Genomic DNA, 12643 nt, shown 5'->3' on the forward strand with positions numbered 1-12643 from the left:
ACTTCCTGTCCTGCCATTGCAGCCCGTTTTCAGATGTGCCCGAAAGGGGGCCGATTGATATGAAGGATTCCTTATTTTTTTGTAAGGCATCGGTTGTAGCAGGAATTTAAGCTTTCGCGGAATGCCCATCCGTTCGCCGTCGCACACACGAAGGCGGCAACTGCGCATCAAAATGGGCCCTGAAATCCGCTCCAACCGGGACAGAACCATCGAGACGCCGCCACGAGAGGCAAGGCGCGCGCATCCGGCGGCGGCCGCCCCACGCGAGGAATACGCCGTGAAGCATCCCGTAGCACTCATCGCTGGCCTGCTCGCCAGACGAACCGCCTCCCAGCGTTTGCGACACGTAAGCCTGGCGAAACCGCGTGGGCGGCCTGGCACGCGTGTCGCCGGAAGCCTCGCGACCGGCTTTTGCGCGCTCGCCTGCGCAACGGCGGCGCACGCGAGTGGCGCGGCACAGGCAATGCCCGCCGACGACTTCCTCCAGACGCTCGCGGTCGTGACCCACGTCAGTTACACCGACGGCGCGTACGTCAACGTGCACAACGTCGCCGACGATATGGCATGGCTCGGCATCCACCACGTTCGCGATTACGCGCCCGGCTCGTCCATCCCGTTCTCGAGCTACGTGTATCTCGCGCAGCGCGGCGTGAAATTCAACTTTCTGATGGGCGCGGACTTTGAGAAAAAAATCGCGCTGGCCGCGAAGTTGAACACCGAGGTGCCGGGCAGCGTCGCGGCCATCGAAGGCCCCAACGAGCTCAACAATTTTTCGATCACTTACCAGGGACTTACCGGCGCCGCAGCCGGGCTCGCGGTACAGCGCGATCTTTACGCACGCGTGCACGGCACGCCGGAGCTTGCAGGTGTGCCGGTATATGACGCGACCGGCTTCGACCCCAAGTCAGTCGAGACGCGCACGAATTCTGCCGACTACGCGAATCAGCACGTCTACCCGCAAAACGGCGAACAACCGCTCTGGAATGCAAACGGCGACAAGTGGATGCTTGCAGCCATTCACCTCGGCCAGAGATTTCAGTTACCGCTCGTCATCACCGAGTTCGGCTACTTCTCTCTGCCACAGGCGGGCTGGTACATGCTCGGCGTCGACGAACCGACACAGGCCAAGGGCGTGCTCAACGGCTATATGGACGCTGCGGCAGCGGGCGTGAAACGGCTCTACGTGTATGAACTGCTCGACGAAAAGCCCGATCCGGAGCGCAAGAACGACGAAATGCATTACGGGCTCTTTCGCAACGACAACAGCCCCAAACCCGTGGCCTACGCGATTCGCAATCTCACCTCGATCCTGAACGCCAACACGACGCGACGCACAAGCGCTGCGGCGCGCAGCACGCTCGCATATACGCTTTCGGAGATGCCGCCATCGGCAAACAGCCTGCTGCTGCAGAAGAAGGACGGGCGCTTCGTACTGGTGCTCTGGAATGAAACGCTCATCTGGAACCGGGCGACGGGAGCGCCACTCGCGAGCCCCCCTGCGCGCGTCGATGTCGACTTTGGCGGAAAAGCAAAGCGTGTCGACCTGTACGATCCGCTCACTTCGGCGCAGCCGCTTGAAAGCCATCGCGACTTGCGCCAGCTCTCCGTGAACGTGCCGGATCACGTCATCCTGCTCGAAATCACTCCCGCGGACACACCGGGAACCTGAGCGCGCGGCCAGTCAATGACTTGTCCTGACCGGAGCCCACGCGCGCCGACGCCCTCAGGAGGTTCGGCGTGTGCGGCGTGCCCGCCTTTGTATAATCGCGCATTCCTCCTTCCGGTCGCGGTTTCCTTTCATGCTCAGTTTCGCCCTCGGCTTTCTCGTTTCATTGCTGGTCACGCTGCTGATCGTGCGCTACGCGCATCTGCATGAAAGGTTCTCCGTCGACTCCGACCTTGCGGGCGTGCAAAAATTTCACGTGCGGCCCGTCCCGCGCATTGGCGGAACAGGCATCCTCGCGGGGCTCATCGTGGCGGCTGCGCAGTTGCACGGCGCGTATCCGGCCGTTTCGGGCGGCATACTCGGCATCGTCGCGTGCGGGCTGCCCGCGTTCACTTCGGGGCTGATCGAAGACCTTACCAAGCGCGTTTCGCCGCTTGCGCGCCTCCTGTGCACGATGGCCGCCGCCGCGCTCGCGTTCTGGTTTCTCGGCATCGCGGTCACGCGCATCAGCGTGCCGCCGCTCGACTTCCTGCTTTCCTACGCGGCGATTTCCTTCGTCATCACCGTGCTCGCGGTCGCGGCGCTCGCCAACGCGATCAACATCATCGACGGCTTCAACGGCCTCGCCTCGATGGTCGCGTTCATGATGTTCGCCTCGCTCGCCTACGTGGCGTTCCAGGTGCACGACCCGGTGGTGCTTTCCGCGTCGTTCATCATGATGGGCGCGGTGCTGGGCTTCTTCATGTGGAATTTCCCGGCGGGCCTGATCTTCCTCGGCGACGGCGGCGCGTATTTCATCGGCTTCATGCTCGCCGAACTGTCGATCCTGCTCGTCATGCGCAACCGCGACGTGTCGGCCTGGTATCCGGTGCTGCTCTTCATGTATCCGATCTTCGAGACCTGCTTCTCGATCTACCGCAAGAAGTTCGTGCGCGGCATGTCGCCCGGCATTCCCGATGGCGTGCACCTGCACATGCTCGTCTACAAGCGCCTCATGCGCTGGGTCGTGGGCGCGCGCAACGCACGCGAACTCACGCGGCGCAACTCGCTCACTTCGCCGTACCTGTGGCTGCTCTGCCTGATTGCCGTGATTCCGGCCACGCTGTTCTGGCGCCACACGCTGCACCTGTTCTGCTTCGTCGTGCTGTTCGCGCTCACCTACGTGTGGCTCTACGTGAGCATCGTGCGCTTTCGCTCGCCGAAATGGCTCGTCGTGCGCAGGACGCGCAGGCGCTGAAAACGGCTAGCTGCGCAAGCTCGGCGCATATGGCCCCGCTTCGCGCGTAGAATCGAAAGGAACGGCGGCGCGCATGCCTCATGCCCGCCGCCGCTTCTTTTCGACGTCCATTTCGATTCAGGGAGAGCCGATATGAGCCGTTATCTCGCGTTTGCGCTTGCACTGTTCGCCGTCACCCTCGCCGCCTGCAACACCATCGCTGGCGCGGGCGAGGACATCTCGAAGGGCGGACAAGCCATCACCAACTCGGCGGAAAAAGCCAAATAAGCCGCTTGTGGATGAGTTGCGGTGCGAGCGAGCGCTCACGCCGCGGCACCTTCGCGCAAGCGCGCGACTTCCGCCTCCAGTTTGCGCATACGCGCCTCGCGTTGCGCCGCTGCCTCTTCCAGTTCGCGAATGCGCGCCTCGCGCTCGTCTAACGCCGACTTCACGTCCGCCGCCTCGAAGCGCTGTGGAATAGGCTGCGCGCCGCGGAGTCGGCCGCAGCGGCCAAAGAGTAGTTTCTTCCGCTAAAAAAGAGAATCCGGCAGCAACGAGAATCGTCCTCTCGAATTCCGGGAAGAAAAACGGCCTGCGGGGGCATGCGGCTCGCCGGCCCGACGCTTCGCGCCACGCGCATGCCGGCGGCGCACGAGGCACATAGTCGGGCGCGGCGGCATTTCCCGCGCCGTGCGGCCCGAAGCGCGCTACCCTTGATATTCACGCCGCGTGGCGCGAGTCCTCTCAACCGCCCGGCTGCCTCATGCGCCGGACGCCATGGCAGGGAGTCGAACATGTCGAAAACGATCTGGATTGTCGTCGCCAACCGTGTGACCGCGCGCATTTTCGCCGCAGAAAGCCCGCTGGGCGCCATCGACGAAGTCGAGACGCTGCTGCATTTGCAGGGCCGCATGCTCGATGAGAACCTCGTGACCGACAAACCGGGGCGCACCACCGACCGCGTCGGTTTCGGCCGCAGCGCGACCGACCCTGACACCAGCCAGCACGACCACGAAGCCACCGTGTTCGCCGCGGAGATCGCGACGACGCTCACGAAGGGCCGCAACGACGCGCGCTACGGCACGCTCGTGCTCGCGGCGCCTCCGGCGTTCCTCGGCGTGCTGCGCAAGGCGATCGACGCGCAAACGCGCAGCCTCGTCACGCTCGAACTCGACAAGGATCTTGCGGCGCTCGATGCGCGTGCGCTGCGCGCACGCCTGCCCGAGCGGCTCGTGCGGGCCGAGGCGTGAGCTAGCTGCCCAGTAACATGCGCGCGGGCCGCTATCCCGCGCGCGGGGCAACGATTGCCCCGCGCAGCCCGCTCACCCCGCAAGGTGCGCGACGCACGCGCGCACGAGGCCGATGACGTTCTCGCCCGCCAGCATGCCGAGCAGCCCGACGAGCGCGATGGTCGGCGGCGCCGGCGACTTCACCTGCAGCACGTTGTAGAGCAGCCCCGCGAGCGCGCCGACCGCGAACGACACCAGATACCCCTTCATCGCCCTCTCCCGTTCGTCGTCCGGCGCTCACGCCATGTCGATCACGACGCGCCCGGGCGTGCCCGCCGCGACCGCCTCGTAGGCCTCGCGCGAGCGTGCGAGCGGGAAGTGCACGGCCACGACCGGCGGCTCGAACCGGCCCGCATCGAACGCTTCGGCAATCGCACGCATGAGCGGCGCGGATTCTGCGACGCCGAGCTTCGCGCTATCGGCGCCGAGCAACTGCGTTTCGTTGTGATAGAAGTCGATCAGGTCGAACTCCACGCGCCGCTTGCCGGTTGCACTGATCTCGACCACGCGGCCACGCCGCTTCGCAAGCGAGAGCGCCAGTTCGAACGCCACGCCGCCCACGGCGTCGTAGACCACGTCCGCGCCCGCGCCGCCCGTCAGCTCGCGCACGCGTTCGGCGGTGTGCTCGTTCATGGGCACGAAGGCGTCGATCAGACGCGCGGCCGGCGAGCCGGCAAGCGGCGCCTCGCGGCCCACGCCGATCACGCGCGCGCCGCGCGCCTTTGCGATCTGCGTGACCGCGCCGCCCACGCCGCCCGATACGCCGATCACGGCAATCGTTTCGCCCTCGGCGAGATGCGCGTAATCGACGGTGCCAAGCCACGCCACGACGAAATTCACGCCAATGGACGCGGCCTGCGCATGCGAAAGCGCCGCGGGCTTGCGCGCGAGCGCGGCCACGGGCACCTCGATGAACTCGGCGTGCGTGCCGTCGCGCGTGAAGCCGATGTCGCCGCCCGTGCCCCAGACCTCGGCGCCGAGCCAGTGCGCCGGGCCCGCCACCACCACGCCGCTGAAGTCGCGCCCCGGCACGCGCGGCGGCACCGTGTGCTCGAAATGGCCGGAGACGTTCTTCACGTCGCTCGGGTTGACCGAGGCGGCGCGCACCTGCACGAGCGCACTATCGGCGCCGGGCACGGGCGTGGGCAGATCGACGTATTCGAGCACCTCGGGCTTGCCGAAGGTCTTGAACTGGATGGCTTTCATGGCTTCACTCCGTGGAATCGGCTTTCGCGCTACTGCATATGCAAACGCGGTATCGAACTGGAGGCCAATGTAATGTGTTGCCGGCCGGTTGTGCGGACAGAGACTTTCGAATTTCGGACAAGGTAATTCTTTAACTAATTGCTGACTTCTGTACGCTCGCCCACAAAACTACGCATTCGCATAACTTTCAGCAATGTCAGAATAGCCGCGATCAAACGCAGCACATCCGCCCCGGCCGCCATTGGCGAACGCGCAGACCGCGCACCCAACATGCAAAAGTTAAAGTCGCTCACCGTGCTGCGCGCCGTTGCAGCCACAACGGTCATCTTCTTTCACATCATGTCGCCGACTGGACACACGTTCGGTGAATTTGGCGTCGACATTTTCTTCGTCATAAGCGGTTTCGTCATCGCCCTCGTGCTGGACAACCCCGAATTGACCGCACAGCGCTTTCTCGCGGACCGCATTGCCCGCATCGTGCCGCTGTACTGGGTGCTGACGTTTGGCGTATTCGTCGGAGCACTCACCGCTCCTGAGCTGTTGAATTCGACGACCGCCGACCTCGGGAATCTGCTGAAATCGCTGTTTTTCATTCCCTATCGCAAGGAAAGTGGCCAGATATTCCCGATGTTGTTCGTCGGCTGGACGCTGAACTACGAAATGCTGTTTTACGCGGTCACCGCCGTCTCGCTGATCGTGATGCGTCGTCACCGCCTGCTGCTCACGTCAGCGTTGCTCCTTGCGATCTTTTGCGCGGCGAAGGCATCGCACTCGCACGGGGTATTTGCCGCGTTCTATACGAATCAGCGGATGTTCGAGTTCCCGCTCGGTATTTTGGCCTACCAACTCTGGAAATTCGGAGTCTGGATCAAGCTGCCGCTTGCCGGATGCATGGCCGTAGCAGCCTATGCGTGGATGGCCTGGATCAACTGGCACGACCTGTCTAACGCACCGCTGCTGTATTACGGCCTGCCCGCTTTCGTGCTGATCGCCAGCACACTGAGCCTCGAATCGGCGACGGGTTCGGGCTGGGTGACTCGCGCGGCGATATTCATCGGCAACGCGAGTTACGCCATCTATTTGAGCCATCCATACTGTGTTGAAGCGGCGCGCAAGCTGCTGCCGGACGCGATCGACGGCTTTGACGCGACTGCGCCGCTCGGCGTGGCGCTCACCATGATCGTGGCTACGGCCATGGGCGCCGCGCTCTACCAGTTCGTCGACTGGCCACTGCACAGGCGCGCGCGCCGTCTGTTGCACGCTGTGCCGGCCATACGGCTGCGCAGGTCCCGGTTCACCGGCGCGGACCATGCAGGCAAGGCTGCCCTCCAGGAGCCGACCGACGACCTGCCAGTCAACGAGGACGCGAACTGAACAGCGAAGAGCGCGGGCAGCGTGCGTTCAAAAACGGTTTCCCCGCTCCCAGAAGCACATCGCGCAACGCGTACAGCAACGATTCACAGCGCGTCGACCGGAATCTTCAGATAACGCACGCCATTGGCTTCGGGCTCCGGCATGCGGCCCGCGCGGATGTTCACCTGGATCGACGGCAGGATCAGGTTCGGCATGGCGAGCGTGCGGTCGCGCGCGGTGCGCATCTCCACGAACGCCGCTTCGCTCACGCTCTCGTTCAGGTGGATGTTGCCGCTGCGCTGCGCGCTCACCGTGGTCTCGAAGCAGGGTCCGCGCGAAGCGGGCGGATAGTCGTGGCACATGAAAAGGCGCGTGTCGCCCGGCAGATCGAGCAGCTTGCGCGCCGAGCGGAAGAGCGTGTGCGCGTCGCCGCCCGGGAAGTCGCAACGCGCCGAGCCCACGTCGGGCATGAAAAGCGTGTCGCCCACGAACACGGCGTTGCCGATCTGGTAAGCGAGGTCCGCGGGCGTGTGGCCGGGCACGTGCAGCGCGCGGGCCTCCAAAGCGCCAACCTGGAACGTCTCGCCGTCCTGGAACAGCACGTCGAACTGGCTGCCGTCCGGACTCAGCGTCTCGCCCAGATTGAACACCGCGCGAAACACGCCCTGTACGGCGCGAATATGCTCGCCAATCGCAATGCGCCCGCCCAACTGCGCCTTTAGATACGGCGCCGCCGAAAGATGATCGGCGTGCGCGTGCGTTTCCAGCAGCCACTCGACACGAAGCCCGTATTCGCGCACGAACGCGATCACGCGCCCGGCCGATTCCGTGGAGGTGCGGCCCGATTTGGGATCGTAGTCGAGCACCGGGTCGACGATCGCGCAGGCCGTGCCGCGCCCGGCGTGCACGACGTAGGTGACCGTGGCCGTGACGGGGTCGAAAAACGGCTCGACGTTGGGTTCGGGTGTTGGCAGCTGGGCTGGGTTGGACATCGCGGGCTCCACAAAAGTGACCCTCTATTGAAACACATATTATAAATTTATATAATGTTTTTAGACAAAGTATAATGCGACGGATCGCCGTTTAACGGCGTCCATCGAGGCGACAAATGAACTCACCACTCGCTCCCGAAGCGCTCGCGGCCCTGCGCGAGTCCGCCGAAAAGTGCTGTGCGCTGCTCAAGGCGCTCGCGCACGAAGACCGTCTCCTGCTGCTTTGCCAGCTCACCGAGGGCGAGCGCAACGTCGGCGAGCTCGAGGAACTGGTCGGCGTGCATCAGCCGAGCCTTTCGCAGCATCTGGGCAAGCTGCGCGACGAAGGCCTCGTCGATACGCGCCGCGAAGGCAAATACATCTACTACCGCCTCGCGAGCCCCGAGGTCATCCAGGTCATGCAGACGCTGTCGAGCCTCTACTGCGGGCGGCTGAAGGTGCAAGCGCCGGGACAAGCGTCATGAGCCTCGACCTCGCCCACTTCACGCCTTACGCCTCGTTCGCGGGCGGCCTGATGATCGGCGCGGCCGCCGCGCTCTTCGTGCTCGTGAACGGCCGCATTGCGGGTATCAGCGGCTTGCTGGGCGGCTTGTTGCCAGGCTCGGGAGCCGAGCGCGGGGTGAATGCCGCATTCGTCGTCGGCCTCGTCGCCGCACCTTTGCTGTGGCAGTTGCGCGCGGCGCTGCCGGCCATACAGATCGACGCGTCCGCGCTCACGCTCGTCGTGGCGGGCCTGCTGGTCGGCGTCGGCACGCGTTACGGGTCGGGCTGCACGAGCGGCCACGGCGTGTGCGGAATCGCGCGCGGCTCGCGGCGCTCGTTCGTCGCAACAGGCGCGTTCATGGCGGCGGGCTTCGCCACCGTGTTCGCCGTGCGTCACCTGGTCGGAGGCTGACATGCGAAAACTTAGCGCACTCGCGTGCGGTCTGCTGTTCGGTATCGGCTTGCTCGTCTCGGGCATGGCCAATCCGGCCAAAGTGCTCGGCTTTCTCGACCTCACCGGCAACTGGGACCCATCGCTTGCCTTTGTGATGGCGGGCGCCATCGCGGTCGCCGCACCCGCCTTCTGGCTCGCGCGCACGCGAACAACCAGCCTCGCCGGCGCGCCGATTCAGTTGCCCACGTCGCGGCGTATCGATGGCCGGCTGGTCGGCGGCGCCTTGCTGTTCGGCGCGGGCTGGGGGCTCGCGGGCTTCTGCCCCGGCCCCGCGCTCGTCGCCGCGGGCGGCGGCCAGCCGCGCGCCTGGCTCTTCGTCGCCGCCATGCTCGCCGGCATGGCGATCTACGCGGTGCTGGAGCAGCGCCGCCGTTCGCAGGAAACCACATTGAGCAGCACCGAACCACACTAATCTGCGCCAGCCTCGGGACCAAAAATTACATGCAAATCACGCAACACGACGCGCGCTTCGCAAGCGCCGACCAGATCACACCCGACGACCTCGCCGCCATCCACGCGGCGGGCTATCGCTCGATCATCTGCAACCGGCCCGATGGCGAAGGCGGCGAAGCGCAGCCCACGTCGCAGGCGCTGCGCACGGCGGCGGCACAACTCGGCCTGCAGTTCGCCTATCTGCCGGTGAAGCCCGGCCAGATCACCGCCGACGCCGCCGCACAGTTCGCCCAGTTGCTCGTCGACCTGCCCGACCCCGTGCTCGCGTACTGCCGCAGCGGCAACCGCGCCACGAACCTCTATCAGCTCGCGCAGCAAGGCGCGCCGGTGCCAGCGGCAACGCAAGCCGCGACTGCCGCGCGCGCTGCGACGGCGGCCTGCGCGTGGGAGGGCGAAACCTGGGATGTGGTCGTGATCGGCGGCGGCACGGCGGGCATCGCCGTCACCTCGAGCCTGCTGCGCCGTGAGCCGAACCTGAAGATCGCCATCGTCGAGCCAAGCGATCATCACGACTATCAGCCCGCCTGGACGCTGGTCGGCGGCGGCGCCTACGACGTGACGAAAACGCGCCGCCCCATGGCGAGCGTCATGCCCGCTGGCGTGAAGTGGTTCCGCACGGCCGCCACGCGCGTCGAGCCGGAGGCAAACGTCGTGCAGCTCGACAGCGGTGTGCGCGTGGCCTACCGCCAGCTCATCGTGGCGCCGGGGCTGCGGCTCGCGTGGGAGCGCATTGCGGGCCTCACGGAAACGCTCGGCAAGAACGGCGTGACCTCGAACTATCGCTACGACCTCGCGCCGTACACCTGGCAGCTCGTGCAGCAGATGAAGGGCGGCACCGCCCTCTTCAGCCAGCCCGGCATGCCGATCAAGTGCGCAGGCGCGCCGCAAAAAGCCATGTATCTCGCCTGCGACCACTGGCGCCGCCAGGGCGTGCTTGGCAAGGTCAACGTCGAATTCAATCTCGCGGGCGCCGTGCTGTTCGGTGTGGCGACCTTCGTGCCGCCGCTCATGGAGTACGTGAAGCGCTACAACGCGAATCTCGCGTTCTCGTCGAACCTTGTCGCCGTGGACGGCCCGGCGCGTCTCGCCACGTTCGAAGTGAAGGATGCGAACGGCAACGTCACGCGTGTGGAGAAGCGCTTCGACATGCTGCACGCCGTGCCGCCGCAGGTCGCGCCCGACTTTATCCGCGACAGCCAGCTCGCGGACGAGGCCGGCTGGTGCGAAGTGGATCACGCCACGCTCCAGCATCCGCGCTATCCGAACGTGTTCTCGCTCGGCGACGTGTGCTCCGCACCGAACGCCAAGACCGGCGCGGCCGCACGCAAGCAGGCCGTGATCGTGGCCGAGAATCTGCTCGCCGCGCGCGCAGGCGCGCCGCTCGCCTACCGCTACGATGGCTACGGCTCGTGCCCGCTCACCGTGGAAAAGGGCAAGGTCGTGCTGGCCGAGTTCGGTTATGGCGGGCGCCTCTTGCCCACCTTCCCGCTCGACCCCACGCGGCCGCGCCGCCTCATGTGGCTGCTCAAGGCGAGCGTGCTGCCGAGCTTCTACTGGTGGGGCATGCTCAAAGGCCGCGAATGGCTCACGCGGGCGGCGCGCGGTTGACGAGAACGATGGGCACAGAGGGCTGCTGAATCAGCCCTCGAAATCGAGCCCGCCAAGCAGCACTTCCGGCTCGCCCTGCGTGCGCGATGCGAAATCGACAGGGCGAGCCGACTCCCATGACGCCAGCTTGCGCCCGGTCGCCTCGAGGTAGTGCTCGAAGCGCGCCTCGCCGCCAGGCTCCATGAGGCGCTCGATCTCCTCGATGTCCCAGGTGAGCGAGACATTCAACGGATACCCATAAGGATGCCAGTGCTCGTTCGCGACGCCGCGCAGGCGCACGCGTGTGGGATGGCCGTGCCCTGCGTTGGGCACGACGTCGACATGCACCGAAGGTCCGAACTGTTTCGCCAGCTTCGCCGCAATGCGCGGTGCGAACTCTTCCTCGAACCGGCGAACGGCTTCGATACTCATGCGCGGGGCACTCCACGGAGGATTGACTGCGGGTTAGGACACAGCGGGTCGCCGCCGAAATCGCGCAACTGAATCATACAAATCGTCACGCGATTAACCGCGACCGTGCGGCGCTTATATTGGCATCCTACCGCGCCTTGAAATCCACCTCCCCGCGAACGGGAAGGATTCCTACCGTGGCGTTGATGGTATCAGCCATCGCACGTCACCTCAGTGGGTTCCTGCTTCATCGAGCGGCCTGACTGCACCCTCTCTCCACAGGCTATCCGGGCTAGTTCCAGCCCTTCACTGCTCAGTCTTGCCTCGCCACGGCGAAGCACGTTGATTGCGCCGACCAGGTCGGCATTCGCCGCGTATCCGCACGCCACGCACAGAAATCGCGCCTGCGTCGTGCGATTGGAGCCAGCGACGTGGCCACAGCACGGACAGGTTCGGCTCGTGTTGTGGGGCGGCACGGCAACAACCCAGCCACCGGCCCACTCGACCTTGTACTCCAGCTGACGCCGGAACTCTCCCCAGCCCTGATCGAGAATCGCCTTGTTCAGGCCTGTCTTGGCCCGTACATTCGTGCCGGGACTGTCGGTCGTACCCGCCGCTGAGCGCGACATGTTGCGCACCTTCAGGTCTTCTATACACACGAGCGCGTGGTTTTTGCTGATCGTGGTCGAGGCCTTGTGAAGGAAATCGCGGCGCACATTGGCGATGCGGGCATGAATGCGCTGGACGCGGGCTTTCGCCTTCTTCCAGTTATTGCTGAACTTCACCTTGCGGCTCATTGCCCGCTGGGCCTGACGCAGCCGTGCTTCATGCAGCCTGAAGCTGTTGAGCGGCGCCAGACAGGTGCCATCGCTCATCGTGGCGAAGCGGGCCACGCCTACGTCGATGCCAACAGCCGAAGTTGCGGCCGTAACCGGTATCTCAACCTCACGGGCAGTCTGGATCGACACGAACCACTTGCCGCCTGAGCACGAGATCGTGGCATTACGCACTTCACCTGACAGATCACGGCTGTTGCGATAGCGCAGCCAGCCAAGCTTGGGCAGAAGGATACGGCTGTTTCCCTGATCGAGCTTGATCTGCTTCGGATCGGGGTAGCGGAAACTGTCGAACTGATCGCGCTTTGCGAAGCGCGGGAACCCTGCCCGCCGGGCGAAGAAGTTCGCATAGGCGCGCTCCAGATCCTTCAACGCCTGCTGCAGGGGATGGACCGGAGCATCGGACAGCCACGGTGTATCCGTGCCATTGCGCCACGCGGTGAGTTCCTTGCACAGCCCGGCGTAACCGAGCTTTTTGTCGCCGCGCTCGTAGCGTTCCTTCTGCAACGCCAGCGCCTTGTTGAAGACGAACCGGCACGAGCCGGCGAAGCGGCGCATATTGCGCTGCTGTTCGCCAGTCGGCATGAGTTCGTATTTGAAGCCCTGGAGTCGTTGCATACGCGAAAGCTTACCAGCACTCACGTGTTGTCAAGGACGCCTTCGGCGTCCGCGCTATCCTTCCGCGCCCTGAAGGACG

Annotated in this window: 15 protein-coding genes; 9 read left to right on the forward strand and 6 right to left on the reverse strand. The window is 65.0% G+C overall.

Features of this window, described 5'->3' with window-relative positions; translation table 11 throughout:
* The first annotated feature begins 277 nt into the window (after positions 1 to 277).
* From U5A52_RS05500 to U5A52_RS05510, 3 genes are all read left to right on the forward strand, one after another.
* The gene (locus tag U5A52_RS05500; RefSeq protein ID WP_321934203.1) at positions 278 to 1669 is read left to right on the forward strand and encodes a calcium-binding protein; all 1392 of its coding nucleotides are present in this window, start codon (positions 278 to 280) and stop codon (positions 1667 to 1669) included.
* Positions 1670 to 1799: 130 nt separating this feature from the next.
* Complete coding sequence (locus U5A52_RS05505; protein ID WP_321934204.1) at positions 1800 to 2903, forward strand: glycosyltransferase; 1104 nt, start codon at positions 1800 to 1802, stop codon at positions 2901 to 2903.
* A gap of 132 nt (positions 2904 to 3035) precedes the next feature.
* A complete protein-coding gene (locus U5A52_RS05510) occupies positions 3036 to 3170 on the forward strand; it encodes an entericidin A/B family lipoprotein (protein ID WP_158757106.1) in 135 nt (44 codons plus the stop codon).
* A 35-nt stretch (positions 3171 to 3205) separates the two neighbouring features.
* Here U5A52_RS05510 and U5A52_RS05515 read toward each other — a convergent pair whose 3' ends face one another.
* Complete coding sequence (locus U5A52_RS05515) at positions 3206 to 3334, reverse strand: hypothetical protein (RefSeq protein ID WP_321934205.1); 129 nt, start codon at positions 3332 to 3334, stop codon at positions 3206 to 3208.
* Between the two features lie 342 nt (positions 3335 to 3676).
* On the opposite strand from U5A52_RS05515, the gene U5A52_RS05520 reads away from it, so the two are divergent.
* Positions 3677 to 4132 carry a host attachment protein gene (locus U5A52_RS05520; protein WP_321913042.1) on the forward strand — a complete coding sequence of 152 codons (456 nt, stop codon included), beginning with the start codon at positions 3677 to 3679 and terminating at the stop codon, positions 4130 to 4132.
* A gap of 72 nt (positions 4133 to 4204) precedes the next feature.
* Here the strand turns inward: U5A52_RS05520 and U5A52_RS05525 are convergent, their stop codons facing one another.
* Positions 4205 to 4381 carry a DUF1427 family protein gene (locus U5A52_RS05525; protein ID WP_321913043.1) on the reverse strand — a complete coding sequence of 59 codons (177 nt, stop codon included), beginning with the start codon at positions 4379 to 4381 and terminating at the stop codon, positions 4205 to 4207.
* Positions 4382 to 4408: 27 nt separating this feature from the next.
* A complete protein-coding gene (locus tag U5A52_RS05530; RefSeq protein ID WP_321934206.1) occupies positions 4409 to 5377 on the reverse strand; it encodes a zinc-binding alcohol dehydrogenase family protein in 969 nt (322 codons plus the stop codon).
* Positions 5378 to 5647: 270 nt separating this feature from the next.
* Between U5A52_RS05530 and U5A52_RS05535 the strand changes: the two genes are divergently transcribed.
* Positions 5648 to 6751 (forward strand): acyltransferase, encoded by a 1104-nt coding sequence (locus U5A52_RS05535; protein ID WP_321934207.1) that lies wholly within the window; start codon positions 5648 to 5650, stop codon positions 6749 to 6751.
* Between the two features lie 83 nt (positions 6752 to 6834).
* Here U5A52_RS05535 and U5A52_RS05540 read toward each other — a convergent pair whose 3' ends face one another.
* Positions 6835 to 7722 carry an MBL fold metallo-hydrolase gene (locus U5A52_RS05540; RefSeq protein ID WP_321934208.1) on the reverse strand — a complete coding sequence of 296 codons (888 nt, stop codon included), beginning with the start codon at positions 7720 to 7722 and terminating at the stop codon, positions 6835 to 6837.
* Positions 7723 to 7838: 116 nt separating this feature from the next.
* Between U5A52_RS05540 and U5A52_RS05545 the strand changes: the two genes are divergently transcribed.
* From U5A52_RS05545 to U5A52_RS05560, 4 genes are read left to right on the forward strand one after another with little or no spacing between them, the layout of a single operon-like run.
* On the forward strand, positions 7839 to 8186 hold the full coding sequence (locus U5A52_RS05545; RefSeq protein ID WP_321913047.1) for a metalloregulator ArsR/SmtB family transcription factor: 348 nt from the start codon (positions 7839 to 7841) through the stop codon (positions 8184 to 8186).
* The gene (locus U5A52_RS05550; RefSeq protein WP_321913048.1) at positions 8183 to 8617 is read left to right on the forward strand and encodes a YeeE/YedE family protein; all 435 of its coding nucleotides are present in this window, start codon (positions 8183 to 8185) and stop codon (positions 8615 to 8617) included. The genes U5A52_RS05545 and U5A52_RS05550 overlap by 4 nt, the downstream gene beginning before the upstream one ends.
* A 1-nt stretch (position 8618) precedes the next feature.
* Complete coding sequence (locus U5A52_RS05555; RefSeq protein ID WP_321934209.1) at positions 8619 to 9071, forward strand: YeeE/YedE family protein; 453 nt, start codon at positions 8619 to 8621, stop codon at positions 9069 to 9071.
* Positions 9072 to 9100: 29 nt separating this feature from the next.
* Positions 9101 to 10720 (forward strand): TIGR01244 family sulfur transferase, encoded by a 1620-nt coding sequence (locus tag U5A52_RS05560; RefSeq protein ID WP_321934210.1) that lies wholly within the window; start codon positions 9101 to 9103, stop codon positions 10718 to 10720.
* Between the two features lie 30 nt (positions 10721 to 10750).
* Here U5A52_RS05560 and U5A52_RS05565 read toward each other — a convergent pair whose 3' ends face one another.
* Both U5A52_RS05565 and U5A52_RS05570 read right to left on the reverse strand, forming a co-directional pair.
* On the reverse strand, positions 10751 to 11131 hold the full coding sequence (locus U5A52_RS05565) for a DUF5594 family protein (RefSeq protein WP_321934211.1): 381 nt from the start codon (positions 11129 to 11131) through the stop codon (positions 10751 to 10753).
* Positions 11132 to 11322: 191 nt separating this feature from the next.
* On the reverse strand, positions 11323 to 12564 hold the full coding sequence (locus U5A52_RS05570) for a transposase (protein WP_321934212.1): 1242 nt from the start codon (positions 12562 to 12564) through the stop codon (positions 11323 to 11325).
* Between the last annotated feature and the right edge of the window lie 79 nt (positions 12565 to 12643).

This window comes from Paraburkholderia sp. J8-2 (genome assembly GCF_905220195.1).
GTDB lineage: Bacteria > Pseudomonadota > Gammaproteobacteria > Burkholderiales > Burkholderiaceae > Paraburkholderia.